Genomic DNA, 23288 nt, shown 5'->3' with positions numbered 1-23288 from the left:
GCGCTAGAGCGACAGCACGTCCACCGCGGAACCGAGCCGCGCGGTCGCGATCTCGGCGACGTGGCGGTGGTGGGTGAACAGGATCGGCTGCACCGTGCCGCCGATCTCGGCCAGGGTTTCGAGCCCGTGGCCGGTGCGGGCATCGTCGAAGGTCGAGAACAGATCATCGCCGACGAAGGGCGCGGGCTCGGCCCGGCCGGCGTAATCCTCGAGGTGGGCGAGGCGCAGGGCGAGGTAGAGCTGGTCGCGGGTGCCCTCGCTCATGGCCTCGATGCCGACGAGTTCGCCCCCCGACGCACGCCGCCCCACGAGGCGGGGCGTGTCGTCCTCGTCGTAGCTCTGGGCGAGGCCGTCGAAGCCGCCGCCGGTCAGTCGCCGGAACAGGATCCCGGCCCGTGTGATCATGGGATCCTGTTGTCCTGCGCGGTGCTTGGCGACGGCCGCGCCGAGCATCATCCCGGCCAGCCGCAGCACCGCCCAGGAGCGCGCCGAATCCTGCATCTGCGCCTCGGCGCCCTTGCGCGCGGCGAGCGCCAGTTCGGCGCCCGTGCCGCCTTCGAGCTCGGCGCGGCGGGCAAGCTCGCGCTCGCGATCGGAATAGACGACCCGGCTACGGTCCTCGACGGCCTCGGCCTCGGCGGCCAGCGCTGCCAGACCGGCCTCGATCGCCTCGGGCGGGGTCTCGGCGAGGCCGGCGCGCAGATCCGCCTCCGACAGCCCCTCGCCGGCGGCGGCGAGGTCGCGCCCGCGCAACCGGGCGAGGTCTCCCCGCAGACGCTCGCGGGCGTCGAGCCGGGCATGCAGGGAAGCGAGGTCGTCCAGGGAGGGCGCCCCCTCGTCCGCAAGCCGCTCGGAGGCGAGGGCGACGAGCCGGCCCCGCGCCACCTCGCCTTCGCTCGCGGCCTCGGCGGCGGCGCGCCCGGCGGCGTCCTGCAACCGCGTCAGCTCGGCCCGGCGGACGGCCTCGGCCTGGGCCGCTTCGAGGCGGGTGTGAAGGGTGCGGATGCCGGCGCCCGGCGACATGTCGGCGAGGTCCGGCGCGAGGTCGCCCACCAGGGACGCGGCGGCGGATTGGAACAGGTCCCGGTCGCGGATCAAACCCCTCACCCGGCGGGCGAGGTCCGCGTGCTGCGCCAGGGCCTGGGGCACGTCGCGCCACGCACCGAGGGCGCCCTCGGCCTCCTCCAGGCCGGCGCTCGCGGGCAGCGCCAGGGCCGTCACCGCGCCCGCCCAGGCATCGCGCCAGAAGGCGCGGCGGGCGGCCGTCTCGGCCAGGATCGCCTCCTGCCGCTCGGCCGCCTGTCGGGCGGCGCCGAGCCGGCCGGTCGCCTCCCGCCCGGCCTCCCACTTCGTGGCGAGGGCGCGCAGGTGCCCTTCAAGCCCGTCGAGCAGGGCGGTGAGGTCGAGCCCCGGCAGCACCTCCATCCCGGCGCGGGTGCAGAGGGCCGCCAGGGGCTCCCGTGCCGCCGCAATCTCGGCGGCGTAGCGGTCCCGGCTGATGCGCTCGTCGGCGAGGTCCTGCTCGGCCCCGATCACCGCCTGCGCCTCGGCGAGCCAGCGGGCCATCTCGACGGGCGGACCGGGGCGGATGCCGGCCTCCCGCCATGCGTCCTGCCACGCGGCCTCGCCCTCGGCGACGTCGGCCTCGCTGGCCGTGAGCGCGTCGTCCTCCTCCGCGACCTCGGCGAGGCAGGCCGCGAGGCGGTGCTGGTCGGCGGCGTGGGCCGCGACCCGCGCCGCATCCTCCGCGCGGGCGTCGGCGAGACGGTCGGCGGCCTCCACCGCCCGCTCGAAGGCGGCGACGGTTTCGGGGGCGGCGCCGGTTCCGGCGATGAGGGCATCGCGTAGGGGGGCGAAGGCGCCGGAGCGGGCCTCGCGCAGGGCGGCCAAGCGCTCCTGCGTGGCCACGGGCCCGGCGGCCTCGCGCTCGTCCAGGCGCACGCGGATATCCGCGACCCGGCGGCGGGCGGCGGCGAGGCGGTCGGCGACCCGCCCGCGCTCCCGCGCCGCCTCGTCCAGAAGGGTCTGGAACCGCCCGATGGCCTCCGCCGAGGGGAGCGGGGTCCGCGCCAGGGCGGCGGGGTCGGCGATGGACGGGGAGAGGCGCCCCGCCCGGTCGCGCAGGAAGTCGGCCGCCCGGCGGATGCCGTCCTCGAATTCCCGGTGCCGGGCGATGGTCTCGCGCAGGCGCACGAAGGGGCGCAGCATCTCGCGCAAGGGGGCGGGATCGAGGACGGAGCCGGCCGCCTCGCCCTCGCGGATCAGGCGGTCGCGCTCGGCGCGCGCGGTCTCGGCCTCCCGCACCGCCTGGGCCTCGGCGGCATCGAGCGCCCGGCCCTCGCGCAAAAGGCGCTCGATCCCGGCGCGGGCGGCGTCGGTGGGGAGGGCGTCGGCCAGGGCCTCGCGGCTGCGCAAGCCCAGCCGGGCGCAGAGCCGGTCGAGGGCTTGTTCGGCCCGCTCGGCCTCGCCGCGCAGGCGGGTGAGGTCGGTCCCGTCCTTCTCGAAGCGGTCGATGCCCCGGAACGCCTCAAGAATTTCCTCCGCCCGCATCGCGAGGGGCGCCGCCGGGGGCAGCGCCTCGACCTCGGCGCGCGCCCTGGCGAGGGCGGCGGCGGCGCGGGCGGCCTCGACCTCGGCGGCGCGGCATTCGGCCAGCGCCTCGCCGAGCCGCGCGATCCAGGCTCCGTCCGCCTCGACGGCGAGGGGGTCTTCGGCCAGCCGCGCTTCCAGGGCGTCGATCTCGGCCAGAACCGGGCCCGCCCGCTTGAGCCGCTCCAGCCGCGCCCGCGCGGCGGCGAGGCGGCCGCGTTCGGTGCGGAGCGCGTCGAGGTCCGCGCCCGCCGCATCGATCGCATCGTTGAGCTGGCGCCACTCGGCGGGGGAGAGGCCGGTCTCGCGCTCGGCCTTGCGCGAATCCTGCCATCGGTCGAGGGCTTGGTAGAAGGTGCGGTGGCCCGCCTTGCGCGGGGTGAAGATCGCCTCGGCCTCGCCGTCGAGCCGGGCCTGCAACTCGGTGAGCCCCCGCAGGCCGGAGCCCGCCGCGAACAGGCTCGCGCCGACCTCGCCCTCCACGGCGACCATCTCCTTGCCGCCCTTGCGCAGGGCCTCGGCATCGAGGCCGAAGGCGCGGCAGAAGACCGGGCGCGACAGCCCGCCGAGGAACGGCGCCAGGGCGTCGTCGGGCAGGGCCGCATCCGCCCCATCGACGAGGGTGCGGGCATTGCCCTTGCGGCGGCGGAAGGCGAGGCGCCGCCCGTCGGCCGATGCGATCTCGGCGCCGATGCGCAGCGACGGCATATCGTGCAGGAAGGCGTAATCGGTGCTCTTGCCGAAGCCGAAGAGCAGGTCCGTGACGGCGGCGAGCGCGGTGCTCTTGCCCGCCTCATTGGCGCCGAGCACCACGTGCAGCCGGGCATCCGGCCGGAAGGTCAGGGTGCGGCCGGTGAAGGCGCCGAAGCGCTCCAGGGTGAGGTTGAGGAGGCGCATCAGCAACTCCGCCCGGAGAGGCGCCCGAGGACCAGGGCCTGCGCCTCGGCGCAGAGGGCGTCGAACTCAGCCTCGATGGCGGCCTCGTCCGCGACGCCCGCGGGCATCTTGCGAACGATCTCGGCCAGCGCCGCCTGGGCGCGCTCGCGGAAGTCCGGATCGCGGTCGATGTCGGCCATCAGGGCGCTGGGGTCGATGCCCGCCGCGAGGGCGGGGATCTCGGCGCGGGGCCGGCGCGTCTCGACCTTCAGCCGTTCCAGCCAGATCTCCTCATGCACCCGGTGCGCGGCGGCCTGAACCTCGGCGGCGAGGTCGTCCCGGTCGGCGCAGAGCCGGTCATGGGCGGCGCTCTCGCCGGTCAGGTGGACGCGCACGAGGATCAGGCGCGAGGCGGCGACCGGGGCGAGCGGGCGCAAAGCCGCCTCGACCCGCTCATGGGCCACCGAGGGCTCGGACACGCCGGAGAGATCGACGGTGAGGCGTTCGAACCGCGCCCGGTCGAAGACCAGCCGCTCGACCTCGCGCACCCGCCCGTCCTCCACCGTGACGAGCACGGCGCCGCGCGGGCCGCATTCGCGCACGCTCCGGCCCTGCAGGTTGCCGGGGAAGACGATCCACGGGTTGCGGGAGAGTTCCTGATATTCGTGGATGTGGCCGAGCGCCCAGTATTCGTAGCCGCGCAGCGCCAGATCCTGCACCGAGCAGGGGGCGTAGGTGGCGTGCTCGGCATAGCCCGCGCAGGAGGTGTGCAGCACGCCGAGGTTGAACCAGCCCGGCACGGCGGCCGGATAGCCGAGCGCGATGTTCTCCTCCACCGCCCGGTTCGGGAAGCTGCGCCCGTGCAGGGCGACCTTCCAGTCTTCGAGCTTGTGCGTCGTCGCCCGGTTGGACGGGAAGACGTGGACGGATTGCGGCAGGGTGATCGAGCGGGTGATGACGCTCTCGGCATCGTGGTTGCCGCGCACCATCACGACGGGGATGCCGGCCCGGTCGAGGCGCCCGACCTGCCGGGCGAAGAACAGGCCGATCGAGGCATCCGCCCAATCGCCGTCGTAGATGTCGCCGGCCACCACGACGAAGGCCACCTTCCGCTCGATGGCGGAGGTGACGAGATCCTCGAACGCCCCCCGCCCCGCCGCCGCGAGGCGCCGGGCGAGGTCGGCATCGCGCCCGGCGAGCCCGGTGAGCGGGCTGCCGAGATGGAGGTCGGCGGCGTGGACGAACTGGAAACGCGACATCCGGGTCCTGGGCGACGGCCGGTGTTCTTAGGACGTTCCGGTGCGGCGGCTCAAGGGAGCGGGCCAGGGCGTCCACCGCCGCGTGAATTATTTTACGCCTGCTGTTCCGCCGCTGAAACTTTCCGGCCCCCGGCTTCCGTAGAGGCCAGCGACGCCCCGATGGGCGCTGATCAAGGGAGCCACCATGTCCAAGTCGATCCGTCGCCTCGCCCTCGCGCTGGGCCTCGCCGCCGCCGCCGCGAGCCCGGCCCTCGCCAAGAACCCGATGGTCGGCGGCGCGCCGATGTATGCGAGCAAGACCATCGTCGAGAACGCGGTGAACTCGAAGGACCACACCACCCTGGTCGCGGCCGTGAAGGCGGCGGGCCTTGTGGACACCCTGTCCGGCCCCGGCCCGTTCACCGTCTTCGCGCCGACCAACGCCGCCTTCGCCAAGCTGCCGCCGGGCACCGTCGAGACCCTGGTCCAGCCGCAGAACAAGGCGCAGCTGACCAGCATCCTGACCTACCACGTCGTTCCGGGCGTCTACACCGCCAAGGAGCTGATGGCGGCGGTGCGCCAGGGCGGCGGCCAGGCCGAGCTGAAGACCGTGCAGGGCGAGCCCCTCACCGTGACGACCAAGGGCAAGGCCGTGATGGTCACGGACACCAAGGGCAACGTGGCCAAGGTCACGATCCCGAACGTCATGCAGTCGAACGGCGTGATCCACGTCATCAACGGCGTGATGATGCCCTGATCGGGCCTGCGGGCCCCGGCCTGGCCGGGGTCCGCCCCTTATCCATCGCGCACGAGCTTGCCCGAATAGATCACCGGGCCTGTGGGCGAACCGGTGGGCGAGCCGCCCTTCGGCTCCACCGACACCGCGAGACTCCCGCCCTCGGCGCCCTGGCGCAGGGCCGCCGGCACGGGCAGACGGGCCGAGGCGTCGGTGACGAGGCCGAGCGAGCGCGGCGCCGCCCCGGCTCCCACGTACCAGAGTTCCAGGCTGCGATCCGGCGGCGTTTCCGCCGCGAGGCTGCGGACCTGCACGAGGCCGCTGCCGAGATCGACGCGCACGATCAGCGCCGGAAGGGCGCCGCCCCGATCCACCACCGCGAGATACTGGGCCCCCTCGCCGGCCGGGCGCGGCCCGGCGGCGATCCACAGGGCGAGACCCGCCGCGAGCGCCCCCGCCCCCATCGCCGTCACGCGCCAGCGCCGCGCCGTCCGCTCCAGGCGGATGATCTGCGCCCCGCCCGTGACCGCGGCTTGCGTCCCGCCGATCCGCGCCGCGATGCCCGCCCAGGTGGCGGGGCTCGGTGCCACCGGCGGCGTCGCCATGGCGAGCGGCGCAAGCCGCGCCTCCCAGCCGGCCACGAGGGCGCGCAGGCCCGCGTCCCCGTCGAGGGCGCGGGCGAAGGCGGCGCGCTCCTCCGACGGCAGGGTGCCGAGCACGTATTCGCCGGCCGTGCCGTCCGGATCGTCGGGCCAGGAATGCGGATCGCTCATGCCGCCTCCAGGCAGCCGCGCAGGCTGATGAGGCCCCGGCGCAGCCACGTCTTGACCGTGTTGACGGGGCAGCCGAACCGCGCGGCCAGTTCCTCCCGCGACCAGCCCTCGCAATAGGCGAGGACGAGGCATTCGCGCTGGGGCACCTCCACCGTGCCGAGGCAATGGGCCAGGGCATCGCGACGGGCGAGGTCGCCCTCGCCGTCGCCGAGATCGGGCAGGCGTTCCAGCCAGCCCTCCTCCACCTGCGTCAGGCGCGCGGCCTTCTCCTGCCGCAGGCGGTCGATGGCGCCGTTCCGGGCGATGGCGACCAGCCAGACGAGCGGGGCGCCGGCTCGGGACTCATAGCTGCCTGCCCGCTGCCAGATGCGCACGAACACCTCCTGCAGCGTGTCTTCCGCCGCGCCCCGATCCCGAAGGATACGGAGGACGATCCCCAGAAGTTTCGGGGCGGTGGCATCATAAAGGGCGCGCAGGGCCGCCTGATCGCCCCCGGCGACGGCCTCGATCAGCCGCACCAAATCGCCGTCGCGCTGGGCGCTCCCCAAGGCACTCCCCCCTGCTGCGGACAAGCCGCTTGGGGCGGCACCATAACCGCGCCCCGGTGAGGGCGCTACGGCACCACCGGCCGGGGGACGATCTCGGCCACAGGCACCTGTGCCCCCTCCGGCGGGCCGGGGGGCGCGGGCTGGGGCGGGAAGGCACCCTCCCAGCCGCCGCCGAGCGCCTTCGAGAGCGCGACGAAATCTGTCGAGACGGCGGCGTTGGCCTGGGACAGGTTGGTCTCGGCCTGCAGCACCACCTGCGCGTTCTGCAGTACGGTGGTGAAGATCTCGACGCCCTGCGTGTAGCGGACCCGCGCGAGGTCGAGGCCCCGGCGCGCATCCACCACCTGCCGGGCGAGCCGCGCCCGGCGCCCGGCATCGCCCTGGAGGGACGCCAGCGCGTTGACGACCTCGTGCCAGCCCTGGAGCACCGCCTTCTGGTAGGCGATGGCCGCCTCCTGCTGCTGCGCCTGTCGCAGGACGAGGTTCGAGCGCAGCCGCCCGCCCTCGAACAGGGGGATCGAGAGGGAGGGGCCGATGTTCATGTATTGCAGCGACGAGCCCCGGAAGATCTTGGCCGGGTCGACGGCGTTGACCGTCGGGCTCGCGGTGAGCGTCACGCGCGGGAAGAACTCGGCCTCGGCCTCGCCGATCTCGGCGATGGCCGAATGAAGCTGCGCCTCGGCCTGGCGGATGTCGGGCCGGCGGCGGATCAGCTCGGAGGGAATGCCCACCGGCACCTTCGGCGGCACGGGCGGGACGCCGCGTCCGCCGGTCAGGTCCTGCGCGAGGGCCAGCGGCGGCTCGCCCAGCAGCAGCGAGATCGCGTTGATCTGCTGGATTTCCTGCTGCTGCAATTGCGGGATCTGCGCCTGGATCGCCTCCACCTGCGAGGCCGCGCTGGCCACGTCGAGCCCGGTGACGAGGCCCTTCTGCTGGCGGATGCGCACGACGTCGAGGATCTGCTGATTCACCCGCACGTAGGATTGGTAGATCCGCACGAGGTCCTGCGTGCCGCGCAGCTGGATATAATCGCGGGCGAGTTCGCCCTGCGCCGAGACCAGGGTGCCCCGGCGCCCTTCCGCCGACGCCTCGGCCTGGGCCTGGGCGGATTCCACCGAGCGGCGGACCCGGCCCCACAGGTCGAGTTCCCAGGAGGCGTCGAAGCCGAGGGTGTAGCTCTCGAAGCCGTTGGTGAGGGGCGCGGTCGCGTCGGTGCCCCCGGTCAGGCTGCCGAGGGAGTTCGAGAGCAGGCCGATCGTGCCGTTCTTGCTGTACTGTTGGCGGTAGGCCGAGCCCGTGCCTGAGAGCGTCGGCAGGGCCGCCGCCGCGCTGGTGCCGAGTTGCGCCCGGCTCTGGAGCAGGCGGGCGGTCGCCGTCTGCACGTCGAGGTTCTGGGCGGCGATGCGCGCTTCGAGCCCGTCGAGGACGGGATCGCGGAAGGCGCGCCACCATTCGACGTCGGGCGGGGCGTCGGTCGTGCCGCGCAGGAGCGGCAGCGAGGTATGGACCGGGCGCCCCGGCGCGGGCTCGACATAGGTCGCGGAGGCCGCGGCCGTAGGGACGGGGCGCACGAAATCCGGCCCCACGACGCAGCCGCCGAGGAGGTCCGAAAGGCCGAGCGCCGCCGTGCCGGCGAGGAACAGGTCGAGGAGGCGGATCGCCATGTCAGTGCCCTCCGCCGCCGCCGCCCGAGGCGGTCTTGGCCGAGATGAGGAAACAGAACGGCACCACGAGGAAGGCGATGATGGCCGTGTATTGGAAGACGTTGCCGTAGGCGAGGATCGAGGCCTGCTTCATGTACATCTGGTAGGTGTGGGCCACCGCCTCCTGATGCACCGTATCGGCCGCGCGCCCGAGGGAGCGGAGCGTGTGCTCGCTCTCCTGGATCAGCGTGTTGTAGCCCTGCCGGAGCGGCGTCATGAACGACGACAGGTGCGCCTGATCCGCCTGCCGCCGCTCGGTGACGGCGGCGGTCGAGAGCGAGATCCCCAGCGATCCGAACACGTTGCGGAACATCGAGAACAGGGCCGCCCCGTCGCTGCGGTACTTCTGCGGCAGGGTCAGGTAGGCGATGGTCGAGATCGGCACGAACAGGAACCCGAGCGCGGCGGTCTGCATGGACCGCATGATCACCAAGGTCTTGAAGTCGATGTCGGGGGCGAGCTTGCTCGAATACATGAGCGCCACGCCCATCAGCGAGAAGCCGAACATCACGATGTAGCGGGTCTGCACGACCTTCATCAGCTGCCCGACGATGGGGATCAGGACGATCACCACCATGCCGCCGGGCGAGAGGATCAGGCCCGATTGCAGGGCCGGGTAGCCGAGCACGTTCTGCGCGAATTGCGGGATGATCACGGCGCTGGCGTAGAGGGCGAAGCCCATCGCGCCGATGAGGATGCAGCCGATGGTGAAGTTCTTGTCGCGGAACACGTCGAGGTCGATGATCGGCTTCTTCGCCGTCAGCAGCCAGCAGATGGCGAAGAACACCCCCAGGCCGCCGATGATCGACATGGTGACGATGAAGGGCGAGCCGAGCCAGCCGTCGTCCTCGCCCCGGTCGAACACGATCTGCAGGCAGCCGATGCCGATGACGATGAGCGACAGGCCGATATAGTCGATCCCGCGCTTGCGATTCTTCTTGGCCTGCTCGTGGGGCGGATCCTCCACGAGGATGCCGTTGAGGATCACCGCCAGCACGCCCACCGGCACGTTCACGAAGAAGATCCAGCGCCAGTCGAGGTGCTCGACGAGGTAGCCGCCGAGCGTCGGCCCGAGGACGGGCGCGACGATGGTCGCCACCGCCGTAACGCCGAAGGCCGCCCCGCGCTTGGCCGGCGGGAAGGTGTCGAGGATGATCGCCTGCTGGCTCGGCTGGAGGCCGCCGCCGAAGAAGCCCTGCATCAGCCGGAACAGGATGATCTGCCCGAGGCTCTGACTGAGGCCGCAGAGCAGGGACGAGACCGTGAACATCGCGATGCAGATCAGGAAGTAGCGCTTGCGCCCGATCGTGTCCGACAGCCACCCCGCGATGGTGAGCACGATGCCGTTGGCCACGAGGTAGGCCGTGAGCGTGTAGGTCGCCTCGTCGTTCGAGGCGGCCAGCGACCCGGCGATGTAGGGCAGCGCCACGTTGACGATGGTGGTGTCGAGGATCTCCATGAACGCCGCCATGGTGACGACGACGGCGATCAGCCACGGGTTGTGGCGGGGCCTCCAGGCCTGGTCCGACGCGCCGCTCACTTGAGCATCACCGTCGGCTCCACGCTGATGCCGAGCGGCAGCGGCTCATCGGGCTTGAGCCCGGAATCGATCAGGATCTTCACGGGCACCCGCTGCACGATCTTGATAAAGTTGCCCGTGGCGTTCTCGGCCGGGAATGCGGAGAACTTCGAGCCCGAACCGCGCTGGATCGAGTCGATGTGCCCGTGCAGGTCGAGGTCGGGATAGGCATCGACGGTGATCGTCACCTTCTGGCCGGGGCGCATCCCGTCCAGTTCGGTCTCCTTGAAGTTCGCCGTCACCCAGGCCTCGGTCGTCACCAGCGACATCACCTGCTGGCCGGAGGAGACGTAATTGCCCGCGTTGACGTTGCGGCGCGTCACCCAGCCGTCCTGCGGCGCGCGCACCACCGTCCACTCCACGTTGAGCTTGGCCTGATCGAGGCGCCCCTGCGCCTGCTCGATCTGGCCCTCGATCTGGCTGACCTGCTCCTCGGACTGGCCGATGTTCTGCTTCACCGGCTCGGCCTGGATGAGGCGGGCCTGGGCCTGCTCCACCTGCGCCTTGGCCTGGGCGAGGTTCGCCGCCGTGGTGTCGACCTCCTGCTGGGTCGTGGCGAGCTTGGGCAAACTCTTCTGCCGGTCGTAATTGGCTTGCTGCAGTTGCAGGTTCGCCTTGGCCGCGTCGAGATTGGCCTTCGCCAGTTCGAGGGCCGCCGGGAAGTTCTTCTTGGCGATTTCGACGCCGAGCTTCTGGCTGGCCGCCTGAGCCTTGGTCGTATCGAGCTGGCCCTGCGCCTGCTCTTGGCTGAACACGAATTGTCGGGGATCGATACGGAACAATGGATCGCCCTTGTGCACGAATTGGTTATCCGTGATGTCGAGGCTCACGACCTGTCCCGAGACCTGGGGCGCGATGGTGACGATGTTGCCGTCCGTATAGGCGTCGTCGGTGGAAGCCTTGCCACGGGTGGAGAGCCAGTAATAAACGCCGCCGCCGATCAGGAGCAGGACCACCACCGCCGCGATGCCGATGACCAGCGGTCGCCGGCTCTTGCGGCGCTGCTCGCCCTCCTCCTCGTCCTTCTTGTCGTCGGACGCATCGTCCTTCTTGTCCTTGGACGCCTGCTTGCCGTCCTTGGACTCGTCGTCCTTGGACGTCTCGCCGCCCGAACGGCGGTTGGTCGAGGATTGGTTCTCCTCGGCCGTGTCGTCCGCGTCGTCGTCATCCCGGCGGCCGCCCACGTCGAGATAATCCCGACGCCGGGAGCCCGACCGGCCACGCCCCTGGCGCGGCCCGAACGCCTCGTCGTCGCTGTCACGCATTCTAGGCTGCTCGATCCTGGCGCTGGCCGGCAGGCGTCAATTGCCGCGGCACAAGCGAACCGTTAAGTACGCTTACTAAGGGGAGTCGCGCAGAAGATGTCAATTGGAGGCGATACACCCCCAAGACGCCGCGACGGGCCGGTGCCCCGGGGTCAGAAGCGCCGGAGCGAGATCCTCGCGGTGGCCGAGCGGACCCTGCTCCGCCAGGGTTTCACCGAGACGACGATGCAGCGCGTCGCGGAGGAGGCCGGGGCCTCCAAGGAGACCCTGTACCGCCATTTCAACAGCAAGGACGACCTTCTGATCGAGGTCGTTCTCGCCCGCACGCAGGCGCTGCGGCAGGCGCTGGACGCGAATTTCGAGAGCGGCGCGCCCCTGGCGACGGTGCTGCGCGAGATCGGCCGCAACCTCCTCGAAGCGATGGGAAACGACGAGGTGATCCCCCTCCTGCGCATCGTCGTGACGGAGACGGTGCGCAATCCGGCGCTGGGCTTGGCCCTGTTCACGGCGGGGCCGGAACGGACCACCCGGCGGCTCACGGCCTATCTCGAGGCGGCGAAAGGCCGCGGGGATTTCCACGGATTAGATGCCGAGCTGGCGGCCTCGCTCTACATCGGCGCGGTGCTGGGCAATGCCTCGCTCCTCAACCTGCTGCGCCCGCCCGAGCACCCGATGGAGGCCGCCGAAATCGACAGGCGGGTCGATGAGGCGGTCGCCCTGTTCCTGGACCGCTACGGCGGTCCCGCTCAGGGCGGGGCCGGAAGGTAGCCCTTCGCAGCCAGCCATTCCGACAGGCCGCGTTCCACCGCCTCGCGCCAGGACGGGCGGGGCTCCGGCTGGTCGGCGATCCACGCCTTCAGCGCCGCCGCCACGGGCTCGGGAAGGTCTGCCCCGAGGTCGCGCGCATTCCCGCCCACCTTGAGCAGGGCTTCGGCTGCAATTTGCGTGATACTTGCTGCGATCTTCTCCATCGGGGCGAACCATAACAACAATTCCCCGGCGTTTCATCACCGACGATCCTCCGAAACAGAGGTGAAACGGCTGAAACGCCGCCGACGCGACACAATGCCCCCGCCGAGGGGAGAAAATGCGCCGGCTGACAGGCGCGGCCCGTTGCCCGGCTTGAAACCTCCCTCCGTTCCGGCGACACCCGTGTCTGGACACGATCCAAACAAGCGACGGGGCGGGAGACGATGGGCGGCACTGAGCCCGGCACCGAGGCGGAAGCCTGCGAGCGCGTGCGCGCGGCGTCCGCCCGGTCGGAGCGACTGCGGATCGTCGGCGGCGGCACCAAGGCGGGGTTCGGCCGCCCGCCGCAGGACGAGGCCAGCCTCTCGGCGCGGGGGCTGACCGGCATCACCCTCTACGAACCGGCCGAGATGGTGATCGGCGCCCGCGCGGGCACGCCGCTGGCGGAAGTCGAGGCGCTGCTCGCCACGAAGGGGCAGATGCTGCCCTTCGAGCCGGTGGATTACCGGGGCGTGTTCGGCACGGACGGCGAGCCGACCATCGGCGCCGTGGCGGCGATCAACAATTCCGGCCCCCGGCGCATCAATGCCGGCGCCGCCCGCGACAGCCTGATCGGCGTGCGCTTCGTCAACGGGCGCGGCGAGGCGATCAAGTCGGGCGGGCGGGTGATGAAGAACGTCACCGGCCTCGACCTCGTGAAGCTGATGGCCGGCGCCCACGGGACGCTGGGCTTCCTCACCGAGGTGACGTTCAAGGTGCTGCCCGCCAACGAGCGGGTCTCGACCCTGGTCTACTCCGGCCTCGACGACGCCAAGGCCATCGCACTGCTGGCGGCGGCGCTGGGCTCGCCCTTCGAGCCGACCGGTGCGGCCCATCTCCCCGCCGGGCGCGGGGCGGGGGAGGCGCGCACCCTCATCCGCATCGAGGGCTTCTCGGAGTCCATCACCTACCGGCTCGGGGAGCTGCGCCGCCTGCTGAAGCGGTTCGGCGCCCCAGAGACCCTGGACGGGGAGGCCAGCGCCGCCCTCTGGCGGGGGGTACGCGACGCCGCCCCCCTCGCGGAGCCGCGCGGGGACGCCCTGTGGCGGATCTCGACGGCGCCGTCGAAGGGCCCGGCGCTCACGGCCGCCGTCGCGGCCCGGCGCGAGGCGCGCTGGTTCTACGATTGGGGCGGCGGCCTCGTCTGGCTCTCCACCCCGGCGGAGGGCGATGCCGGCGCGGAGGCGATCCGCGCCGCCGTGCGGGCGCAGGGGGGCCACGCGACCCTGGTCCGCGCCCCCGACGCGGTGCGCGCCGCCGTGCCGGTCTTCGAGCCGCTGCCGGAGCCGCTGATGCGCGTCACCGCCGGCATCAAGGCCGCCCACGACGCGGCGGGAATCTTCAACCCCGGCCGGATGTACGCGGGCGTCTGACGCCGCCCGCTCCGGGGATCAGAACGCTCAGGATCCGACAGTGCAGACCAACTTCTCCCTCGCCCAGCTCGCCGATCCCGCCATGGCGGCGTCCGAGAAGATCCTGCGGACCTGCGTGCATTGCGGCTTCTGCACCGCGACCTGCCCGACCTACCTGCTGCTCGGGGACGAGCTCGATTCCCCGCGCGGGCGCATCTACCTGATCAAGGACATGCTGGAGGGCGGCAAGCCGGCGAGCACCGAGGTGGTCCGCCATGTCGACCGCTGCCTCTCCTGCCTGTCCTGCATGACGACCTGCCCCTCGGGCGTGCATTACATGCACCTCGTCGACCATGCCCGCGCGCATATCGAGAAGACCTATCCCCGCCCGGCGGGAGACCGGTTCCTGCGGGCGCTGCTCGCGCAGGTCCTGCCCTATCCGGGCCGGTTCCGCCTCGCGCTGCGCGCCGCGAAGCTCGGCCAGCCGTTCAAGGGGCTCGTCGCCCGCGTGCCGCAGGTCGGCCGCCGGCTCGCGGCGATGCTCGACCTCGCCCCGGCCTCGATGCCCGGCCGCAACCCCACGAACCGGGCCGGCACCTTCCCGCCGAAGGGTGCCGCCACGAAGCGCGTCGCGCTGCTGCGGGGCTGCGCCCAGAGCGTCCTGCGGCCGGACTTCAACGAGGCGGCGATCCGCCTGCTCAACCGCCATGGCGTCGAGGTGGTGCACGCGCAGGAGGGATGCTGCGGGGCGCTGACCCACCACATGGGCAAGGAGCACTCGTCCCACGCCCTGGCCAAGCAGGCGATCGACGCCTGGGACACCGAGATCGCCAAGGGGCTCGACGCGATCCTCGTCACCGCCTCCGGCTGCGGCACTACGATCAAGGATTACGGCTTCATGTTCCGCGAGGACCCGGCCTACGCCGAGAAGGCGGCGCGGGTCTCCGGCCTCGCCAAGGACGTGACCGAGTTCGTCGCCACCCTGCCCCTGGCCGAGCCGGTGGTGGAGAGCGACCTCGTCGTCGCCTACCACTCGGCCTGCTCGATGCAGCACGGCCAGGGCATCCGCACCGAGCCGAAGGCGCTCCTGAGCCGCGCCGGCTTCACGGTGAAGGAGGTGCCCGAGGGCCATATCTGCTGTGGCTCGGCCGGCACCTACAACATCCTCCAGCCGGAGATCGCGGAGAAGCTGCGGGAGCGCAAGGTCGCCAACATCGAGCGGATCCGCCCCGACGTGATCGCCACCGGCAATATCGGCTGCGCCACGCAGATCGGGAAGGGAACGGCCATCCCGATCGTTCACACCGTGGAACTGCTCGATTGGGCGACCGGCGGTCCGAAGCCCGCCGCGCTCCAGGCCATTCGCCCGCATCTCGCGGCTGCGGAATGACAATTGCGTGACGAGTTCGCGCGGCTGGCCCTTGCCAAACCGCTGCCACGGTTTGTAATGGTAAGGACCCCTTTCCGGTCCCGCCGGTCGCAGGTGCAACCCGCAGACGTGTCCACTCTTTCGTTGGGAAGACGGACGCGACGTCGCAGCGGGTGTGTTGCCTGCTCTCGCGATGGCGGACCACTCAACGGCCGGTCGGGTGTCAGACAGCGCGGCGATGTTCGCCGCACAGGAATTCACGGCCGGACCAGACCGGCCGAGATGCTTTCGTGAGGTCGGGAGAGGATGGAGGGACGCACAGCACCGCTTGCCGCTGCTCGTGCCCCGCGCGCACGCATGTCGCCACGCGCCGTCCCCACCATCCGCCCGGCCAGTTTCAACCCCAGGCGCCAAGGGCGCCCTAAGGCGGTTGACGGCACAATCCCATCCCTCCTCCCCGCGGCCTCGGTGACGAGGCCGGCCCCTGGCCCGACGCGTACACGGTCGGGCGAGGCGCCGCCGGGGCTCCGGGCACGGAACGCGACGTCGGCCGCCATGCCGAGAGTTCGTCATGGCCAACAAGATGCTCATCGACGCGATGCACCCGGAAGAGACCCGGGTCGTCACGGTCCAAGGGTCTAAGGTCGAAGAGTTCGACTTCGAGTCCGCCAGCCGCCGCCAGCTGCGCGGCAACATCTATCTCGCCAAGGTCACGCGGGTGGAGCCGTCGCTCCAGGCCGCCTTCGTGGAGTATGGCGGCAACCGCCACGGCTTCTTGGCCTTCAACGAGATCCACCCGGACTATTACCAGATCCCCCTGGCCGACCGTCAGGCCCTCCTCGAGGAGGAGGCCCGCGAGGCCGAGGAATACCGCGAGCGCGAGGAGCGCCGCCGCCGCTCGCCCCGCCGTTCGCGCGGGCGCCGGGCCGAGGCGCGCTCGCGCCGCGACGAGACGGTGAGCACCGAGGAATCCGCCGAGACCGTCTCGGCCGTCGACGGCGAGGATTTCGCCGCCGGGACCCTGCCCGACGCCCTCTCCGACAACGCCGAGGCCGTGCGCGAGGAACTCGCCACCGAGGGTCAGGCCGTCGAGCCGGCCTCCCACGACGAACACGGCCACGATGAGCCCGCCCCCGGCGAGCCGGTTGCGGCCGCGACCGAACTCGATTCCGAGGTGCCCCCCGAGGCGGTGATCGCCGTCACGGAGGAGCTGACCGCCGTCGAGGAGGCCCCGGCCCCGTTTGAGTCGGATGAGTCCGACGAGGCGGATGCGGAGGATGAGGACGAGTCCGACGACGAGGATGACGACGAGGACGAGTCCGACGACGACGAGGAGGATGAGGGCGACGAGGAGGACGACGGCGAGGAGGATTCCGACGATCCGGACGCCGAGCCGAAGATCGCCCAGGTCGGCGGCAACGGCGACGCGCTCGCCGAGATCCCCGAGCGCCCCCGCGCGCCCCGCCGCCACTACAAGATCCAGGAGGTGATCAAGCGCCGCCAGATCATCCTCGTGCAGGTCGTCAAGGAAGAGCGCGGCACCAAGGGCGCGGCGCTCACCACCTACCTGTCCCTCGCCGGCCGCTACTCCGTGCTGATGCCCAATACCGGGCGCGGCGGCGGCATCTCCCGCAAGATCACCTCGGCGGCCGACCGCAAGCGGCTGAAGGAGGTCGTGGCCGACCTCGACGTGCCGGAGGGGATGGGCGTCATCCTGCGCACGGCCGGCGCCTCGCGCTCGAAGCCGGAGATCGCCCGCGACTTCGAATACCTGATGCGCCTGTGGGAATCGGTGCGGGAGCTGACCCTCACCTCGATCGCCCCGTCGCTGGTCTACGAGGAGGGCTCGCTCATCAAGCGGGCGATCCGCGACCTCTACAATAAGGAATTGGACGAGGTGCTCGTGGCGGGCGACGACGCCTACCGCGAGGCCAAGGACTTCATGCGGATGCTGATGCCCGACCAGGTGAAGGTCGTGAAGCCCTACCGCGACACCACCCCGGTCTTCGCCCGCTACGGCGTCGAAGCGCAGCTCGACGCGATGTTCTCGACCCACGTCTCCCTGAAGTCGGGCGGCTACCTCGTCATCAACCCGACCGAGGCCCTGGTCTCGATCGACGTGAACTCCGGCCGTGCCACCCGCGAGCACGACATCGAGGACACCGCCCTCAAGACGAACCTCGAAGCCGCCGAGGAAGTCGCCCGGCAATTGCGCCTGCGCGACCTCGCGGGCCTGATCGTCATCGACTTCATCGACATGGAGGAGAAGCGGAACAACCGCGCCGTCGAGAAGAAGCTCAACGACTGCCTGAAGAACGACCGCGCCCGCATCCAGGTCGGCCGGATCTCGCCCTTCGGCCTCATGGAGATGAGCCGCCAGCGCATCCGCACCGGCCTGCTCGAATCCTCCTCGATCCCCTGCCCGCATTGCGGCGGCTCGGGCTTCGTGCGCGCCACCGCTTCGGTGGCCCTGCACATCCTGCGCTCCATCGAGGAGGCGCTGCTCAAGTCCGCGAGCCACAACCTCATCCTGCGGACCCGCACGGAGGTGGCGCTCTACATCCTCAACCAGAAGCGCGCGCATCTGCACGAGATCGAGGTCCATTTCGGCGTCACCGTCACCATCGCCGCCGACGAGCGCCTGCCCGCGACCTCGGCCTTCCAGCTGGATCGCGGCGAGCCCGCCCAGCGGGCCGAGGGTCCGGTGACGGGCGTGCGCGCCACCGCCATCTCGCCGTCCATGGAGTTCGAGGACGAGGCCGAGGACGAAGTCGAGGAGACCGAAACCGCCGAGGTGGCCGAGGCCGCCTCCGGCGAGGCCGGCACCGAGGAAGCCCGCGAGGATGGCGAGGGCCGCCGTCGCCGCCGCCGCCGTCGCCGTCGCGGCGGTCGCACCGAGGGTCAGGAAGGCCGCGAGGGCGGCGCCGACGAGGGTGAGGACGAGGGCGAGGACGAGCCCGCCGAGGCCGGCGCCTCCGAGGGCGACGAGGAAGCGGCCGAGGCCGCGCCCGCCGCCGAGGGCGAGGATGCCGCCGCCGGCAACGGCGACAAGGGCCGCCGCCGCCGCCGTGGCCGCCGGGGCGGTCGCGGCCGGGTGGAGCGCAACGGCCAGCGGGACGACGAGGGCGAGGGTGAGACCGAGGCCGGCGAGGCATCGGACGAGGCCATCGCCGCCGCCGAGGAACCCGTTAGCGCCGAAACCCTCGAGGCCGTCGCGGAGCCGGCCCCCGCCCGCTTCGTCGAGCCTGCGGCGGAGCAGCCGGTGAGTGCCGAGGAGGTCGCCCAAGCGACCACCGCCGAGCCGGTTCCGGCCCCCGCCGCCCCCGAAGCCGTCGAGGCGCCTGCGCCCCAGCCGGCCCCGGAAGCGCCCAGCGAGCCGCCGGCCGAGCCCGTCGCCGTCGTCCTGACGCCGCCCTCCGACCCGTCCCGGCCGAAGCGGGCGGGCTGGTGGTCGCGTACCAAGGCGGCTCTCACGGGAGAGTGATCTTTTATTACGGTATTCGCCCCGGCAAGATTTATCTTTCCGGGGCGACACGAAACAATTCGGCGATGAATTGGATAGATCCACCCGTCCATCCAGGCCGAATGAAGCCACCGCAATCATAGGGCGAGTGTGATCACGCCTGCCCTATCTTCTGCGTGAACATTTTCTTCATAGAAATTCGGCATTGTTTCGGGCGCGTTCCCGAAACTTCAGTCGAGCTGCCGGATGTTCGGTCTCCAGAGAAAAGTCCAGCCGGTCGACCAGACCCCCGTCGCGCGTCCCGTCCCCGTGACCGAGACGCCCGTCGTGACCCTCGCCGCCTCCCCCGCGCCGGTGATCGACCGCGAACTGATGGCGCTGCCCGGCCGTCTCTCGGCTGCCGCCTCCGAGGCCGGCACCTCCCTCGGCTGGATGGCCTACGATTCCACCGGCATGGCCGAGCAGGCCCGCCTGATGGCCGCCGCCACCGAGGAACTGGCGGCGACGACCCGCGAGATCGCGGCGCGCTCCGCCGAGGTGGCGAGCAGTTCAGAGGCGGCGAGCGGCGGCATCGCGGCGTGTGCGGGCGACATCCACCGCGCCTCCGACGGCATGCGCCGGATCGAGGGCGGCGCCGACGAGATCGGCCGCCGCCTCGACGGGTTCTCCCAGGCCGCCGCGCGGATCGAGGAGATGGCGGGCGCCATCGCCGCGATCTCCGGCCAGACCAACCTCCTCGCCCTGAACGCCACCATCGAGGCCGCCCGGGCCGGCGCCGCCGGACGCGGCTTCGCCGTGGTCGCCGCCGAGGTGAAGGCCCTCTCCGCCCAGACCGCGCGGGCCACCGACGAGATCCACCAACGCATCAAGAGCCTGCGGGACGAGATGTCCGCCATGCGCGAGGCCGTGAGCCAGAGCCGCGAGGCGGTGAAATCCGGCGCCCAGGCGATGTCGCAGGCCAGCGCCCGCGTCGAGACGGAGAGCGCCAAGGTCGCGACCGTGTCGGCCGAGATGCGCATGGCCTCCAGCCTCCTCGATCAGCAGATCCAGGCCACGAGCGAGATCGCCGACAGCGTCGGCCGGGTCTCCGCGGGCGCCGACAAGGCCCGCAAGGAGATCAGCGACGCCATCGACCGGATCGACCGGATCGAGACCCTGAGCCAGACCCTCCTCGACAAGCAGCAGGGCGACGAGACCGCGCTGCGCCGCGCCCGCCTGCCGGCGGATTGCGCCGCGTGGCGCCGCCGCCTCGCCACGGTGCTGATCGGCATGCGCCCGGCCACCGGCGACCAGGGCGAGATCGCCCCGCATCCGGCCTTCCACGGGCCGGTGGAGCAGGCGCTCACCACGGCGCGCAGCGAGTGCCGCGCCATGATGGGCCATATCCAGGCGTCGCGCTGGGACGAGGCCACCGCCGCGTTCCAGGCGTTCGAAGCCGCCATCGCGGCCGCCCAGGCGGCCGCCTAACCCGCCGTCTAAGCTGCCTTGGCGCCCTCCGGCGGGAGGTAATCCTCCACCGGCTGGGCGGGGCCGCCGCGCAGCAGCGTGTAGAGGAACGGCACAAGCAGCAGCGTGGCCGGCGTCGCGAAGGCGATGCCGCCCATCACGGCGCGGGCGAGCGCGGCGTTCTGCTCGCCGCCCTCCCCTGTCCCGAGGGCCATCGGGATCAATCCCAAGAACATCGCCGAGGCTGTCATCAGCACCGGCCGCAGGCGCGTCTCGCCGGCCGCGATGGCGGCTTCGGCGGCGCTGCACCCCGTCGCCTCCCGGTGCTCCTTGGCGAAGGTGACGAGCAGGATCGAGTTCGCCGAGGCGATGCCCACCGACATGATCGCCCCGAAGATCGAGGGGATCGAGAAGGTCGTGCCGGTGATGAACAGGCCGGTGGTGATGCCGCAGAAGGCGATGGGCAAGGCGGCGATGACCACGAACGGGTCGCCCCAGCTCTGATAGTTCACCGCCATCAGCAGGTAGACGGCGATCAGCGCGATGCCGAGGCCGATGCCGAGGCGCAGGAACGCCGAGCGCATGTTCTCGATCTGCCCGCGCACGGTGATCTTGTCCGGGGCGCTCAGGTTCTTCTGCTCCTCCTGCACGATCGTATCAATCTCCCGGGCGACGGAGCCGAGGTCGCGGTCCTGCACCGAGGCGAAGATGTCGAAGGTCGGCTGGATGTTGACATGGTTGATCACCGTCTGCGTCGGCACGCGCTTCATGTCGGCGACGCTGGAGAGCAGCGTCAGCACCCCCGGCCCCGAGCCCGAGGTGGCGGCGGCGCGCACGAAGAGCGGCGTGTTGCGCAGGTCCGTGAGGGAGGCGTTCCGGTATTCCGGCGTCTGCACCCAGAGTTGGTAGGGGATGCCGGTCTTGGGATCGGGCCAGAAGTTCGGCGTGACCTGATAGCTGCCCGAGAGCGAGATGTTCATGTTCTGCGCCACGGATTGCTCGGTGAGCCCGAGTTCCGAGGCGAGCCGCCGGTCCACGTCCACGTAGAATTGCGGGACGTTGACGATCTGCTGCAGATGCACGTCCACGAGGCCCTTCGTGTCGCGCAGGCGGCGGACTATGTTCTGCGCGACCTCCAGGTCCTTCTCCTTGTTGCGGCCCGACACCTGGATGTCGATCGGCGTGATGACGCCGAAGTTCAGGATCTGGGTGATGATGTCGGCCGGCTGGAAATAGACGATCAGGTCGGGGAAGCGCTGCATCAGCACCTCGCGCAGGCGCTTCTTGTAGCCCGCCACCGAGCCGTGCTCCTCCTTCAGGCTGATGAGCATCTGCCCGTCGTTGTAGGACACGAAGGACCCGTCCGAGAAGGCGAAGTTGTAGTTGATGGACGGTACGCCGATGTTGTCGAGGATCTGTTCGAGCTCGTGCTCGGGGATCACCTCGCGCACCACGTCCTCGACCTGTGCGAAGACCTGCTGCGTCGTCTCGATGCGAAGCCCGGCGCGGGCGCGCAGGTGCATCGTCATCTGGCGGGATTCGATCTCGGGGAAGTAATCCTGCCCCGTGAACAGGAACAGCGTGCCGCCGAGCGCCAGCACGCAGGCGGTGACGACGGCGGTCACGAAGCGGTGGCGCAGGGCGGCGTGGAGCAGCCCGACATAGCCGCGATGGAAGCGGGTGAAGCGTGCCTCGAAGCCCCGGTGGAAGGCGCCCGCGACGCGCATCAGCGGCGCCCCCACGGTGCCGACGAACCGGCCGATCCGCGTCCGGCGGGGGGCCTCGCCCCTCTCGTGCCGGTCCTTGGCGTGCTTCTCCGCGTATTCCGGCGCGACGATCACGTCGATGAGCAGCGGCACCAGGGTCCGCGACAGCAGGTAGGAGGTCAGCATCGCGAACACGACCGCGAGCGCCTGCGGGGTGAACAGGTATTTCGGCGTATCGGTGAGGGCGAAGACGGCGGTGAAGGCCGCGCAGATCGACAGCGTCGAGATCAGCGCCGGCTTGGCGATGCCCGCCGCGCCGTGGACCACGCTCTCCCGGAACTCCTCGCCCTCCTCGAACAGCCGGTAGGTGTTCTCGATGGCCACCGTGGCGTCGTCCACGAGGATGCCGACCGCGAGGGCGAGGCCGCCTAGCGTCATGATGTTGATGGTCTGGCCCAGCGCCGCCAGCACGGCCAGCGAGGTCATCACGCAGAGCGGGATCGAGATCAGCACGACGAGGGTCGAGCGCCACGAGCCCAAGAACAGCAGGATCGCGAGGCCGGTGAGCGCGGCGGCGATGGCCGCCTCGTGCAGCACCCCCTCGATGGCGTTCGACACGAAGACCGACTGGTCGAACAGCAGCTTGATGTTCATGCCCTCGGGGGCGGCGGCCCGGATCGTCGGCATCGCCGCCTTGACGTTGTTCACGACGCTGAGGGTCGAGGCGTTGCCGTTCTTGATGACCTGCATCAGCACGGCCTGGCTGCCGTCGGCGCGGACCACGTTGATCTGCGGCGGGCCGCCGTCGCGGACGAAGGCCACGTCGCGCACCAGCACCGGCTGCCCGGCCACGATCTTGATCGGCGCGGTGTTCAGGGTCTCGATGGAAGGCGGCGTCGCGTTGAGCTGGATCGGGTATTGCTGCTCGCCGATCTTGGCGAGGCCGGAGGGCACGGTCAGGTTCTGCGCCGTCATGGCGTTGGTGACGTCGAGCGGCGTCAGGCCGAGCGCCTGCAGGGCGTTGAGGTCGAGATCGACCATGATCTGGCGCGGCGCCCCGCCGAACGGCGCGGGCAGGGTCGAGCCCGGCACCTGCGCCAGGGTCTGGCGGATGCGGTACTGGGCGTAATCGTAGATCTCGTTCAGGCTCTGCCGCAACGAGGACAGGGCCAGCTGGATCACCGGCACCGACGAGGCCGAGTAGCGCACGATGACCGGCGGCTGGATGCCCGGCGGCATCGCGGCGCGGATGGAGTTCGTGGACGATACGACCTGCGCGATGGCGAGGTCGATGCTCACGCTCGGATCGAAATAGATCCGCTGGACCGCCGTGCCCTGCAGGGTGGTCGATTCCATGCGGCGGATGTTGTTGACGTTGTTGGAGATGCCGAATTCGGCATAGGTCGTGACGCGGGTCTCCATCTCCGGCGTGGACAGGCCGGTATAGGTCCAGACCACCACTACGACGGGGATGTCGACGACGGGTAGCACGTCCTTGGGCGTGACGACGATGGCGCCGATCCCGCCGAGCATCATCAGGACCGCGAGCACGTAGGTCGTGATGCGGAACTTCAGGGCGTAGAGGACGAGGCCCATGCGATCTCCCGGCCCTCTTGTGCTGCCGGAGATCAAGCCGA

Annotated in this window: 15 protein-coding genes; 6 read left to right on the top strand and 9 right to left on the bottom strand. The window is 71.1% G+C overall.

The features are described from left to right. Positions 1-3: 3 nt before the first annotated feature. Complete coding sequence (locus ACXJ1Y_RS20015) at positions 4-3486, bottom strand: AAA family ATPase (protein ID WP_463847841.1); 3483 nt, start codon at positions 3484-3486, stop codon at positions 4-6. Beyond that, a complete protein-coding gene (locus ACXJ1Y_RS20010; protein ID WP_463847840.1) occupies positions 3486-4724 on the bottom strand; it encodes a metallophosphoesterase family protein in 1239 nt (412 codons plus the stop codon). The genes ACXJ1Y_RS20015 and ACXJ1Y_RS20010 overlap by 1 nt, the downstream gene beginning before the upstream one ends. A gap of 184 nt (positions 4725-4908) precedes the next feature. On the opposite strand from ACXJ1Y_RS20010, the gene ACXJ1Y_RS20005 reads away from it, so the two are divergent. Further along, positions 4909-5460 carry a fasciclin domain-containing protein gene (locus tag ACXJ1Y_RS20005; RefSeq protein ID WP_463847839.1) on the top strand — a complete coding sequence of 184 codons (552 nt, stop codon included), beginning with the start codon at positions 4909-4911 and terminating at the stop codon, positions 5458-5460. A 38-nt stretch (positions 5461-5498) separates the two neighbouring features. Here the strand turns inward: ACXJ1Y_RS20005 and ACXJ1Y_RS20000 are convergent, their stop codons facing one another. The 5 genes from ACXJ1Y_RS20000 to ACXJ1Y_RS19980 form a co-directional block, all read right to left on the bottom strand. Beyond that, a complete protein-coding gene (locus ACXJ1Y_RS20000) occupies positions 5499-6212 on the bottom strand; it encodes an anti-sigma factor (protein ID WP_463847838.1) in 714 nt (237 codons plus the stop codon). Continuing rightward, complete coding sequence (locus ACXJ1Y_RS19995; RefSeq protein WP_463847837.1) at positions 6209-6760, bottom strand: sigma-70 family RNA polymerase sigma factor; 552 nt, start codon at positions 6758-6760, stop codon at positions 6209-6211. Before ACXJ1Y_RS19995 ends, ACXJ1Y_RS20000 begins: the two co-directional genes overlap by 4 nt. Positions 6761-6825: 65 nt before the next feature. Next, on the bottom strand, positions 6826-8424 hold the full coding sequence (locus ACXJ1Y_RS19990; protein ID WP_463847836.1) for an efflux transporter outer membrane subunit: 1599 nt from the start codon (positions 8422-8424) through the stop codon (positions 6826-6828). Between the two features lies 1 nt (position 8425). Further along, complete coding sequence (locus tag ACXJ1Y_RS19985; protein ID WP_463847835.1) at positions 8426-10003, bottom strand: DHA2 family efflux MFS transporter permease subunit; 1578 nt, start codon at positions 10001-10003, stop codon at positions 8426-8428. Beyond that, positions 10000-11307 carry an HlyD family secretion protein gene (locus ACXJ1Y_RS19980; protein WP_463847834.1) on the bottom strand — a complete coding sequence of 436 codons (1308 nt, stop codon included), beginning with the start codon at positions 11305-11307 and terminating at the stop codon, positions 10000-10002. Before ACXJ1Y_RS19980 ends, ACXJ1Y_RS19985 begins: the two co-directional genes overlap by 4 nt. Positions 11308-11448: 141 nt before the next feature. Between ACXJ1Y_RS19980 and ACXJ1Y_RS19975 the strand changes: the two genes are divergently transcribed. Then, positions 11449-12075, top strand: a complete 627-nt coding sequence (locus tag ACXJ1Y_RS19975) for a TetR/AcrR family transcriptional regulator (RefSeq protein ID WP_463847833.1) — start codon at positions 11449-11451, stop codon at positions 12073-12075. Here ACXJ1Y_RS19975 and ACXJ1Y_RS19970 read toward each other — a convergent pair. After that, entirely contained in the window at positions 12054-12278 is a 225-nt protein-coding gene (locus ACXJ1Y_RS19970; protein ID WP_463847832.1) for a hypothetical protein, read from the bottom strand. The genes ACXJ1Y_RS19975 and ACXJ1Y_RS19970 overlap by 22 nt on opposite strands. A gap of 222 nt (positions 12279-12500) precedes the next feature. Between ACXJ1Y_RS19970 and glcE the strand changes: the two genes are divergently transcribed. From glcE to ACXJ1Y_RS19950, 4 genes are all read left to right on the top strand, one after another. Beyond that, positions 12501-13688 (top strand): glycolate oxidase subunit GlcE, encoded by a 1188-nt coding sequence (gene glcE / locus ACXJ1Y_RS19965; RefSeq protein ID WP_463847831.1) that lies wholly within the window; start codon positions 12501-12503, stop codon positions 13686-13688. Between the two features lie 40 nt (positions 13689-13728). Then, positions 13729-15057 carry a glycolate oxidase subunit GlcF gene (gene glcF / locus ACXJ1Y_RS19960; RefSeq protein WP_463847830.1) on the top strand — a complete coding sequence of 443 codons (1329 nt, stop codon included), beginning with the start codon at positions 13729-13731 and terminating at the stop codon, positions 15055-15057. Positions 15058-15607: 550 nt separating this feature from the next. Continuing rightward, a complete protein-coding gene (locus tag ACXJ1Y_RS19955) occupies positions 15608-18520 on the top strand; it encodes an Rne/Rng family ribonuclease (protein ID WP_463847829.1) in 2913 nt (970 codons plus the stop codon). Positions 18521-18745: 225 nt separating this feature from the next. Continuing rightward, positions 18746-19966 (top strand): methyl-accepting chemotaxis protein, encoded by a 1221-nt coding sequence (locus ACXJ1Y_RS19950; RefSeq protein ID WP_463847828.1) that lies wholly within the window; start codon positions 18746-18748, stop codon positions 19964-19966. Positions 19967-19974: 8 nt separating this feature from the next. On the opposite strand, the gene ACXJ1Y_RS19945 is transcribed toward ACXJ1Y_RS19950, so the two are convergent. Then, on the bottom strand, positions 19975-23247 hold the full coding sequence (locus ACXJ1Y_RS19945) for an efflux RND transporter permease subunit (RefSeq protein ID WP_463847827.1): 3273 nt from the start codon (positions 23245-23247) through the stop codon (positions 19975-19977). Between the last annotated feature and the right edge of the window lie 41 nt (positions 23248-23288).

Source organism: Methylobacterium sp. TK26 (assembly GCF_055361565.1).
Note: the sequence above shows the minus strand (reverse complement) of the source record. Positions and strands in the feature narration are given on the sequence as shown.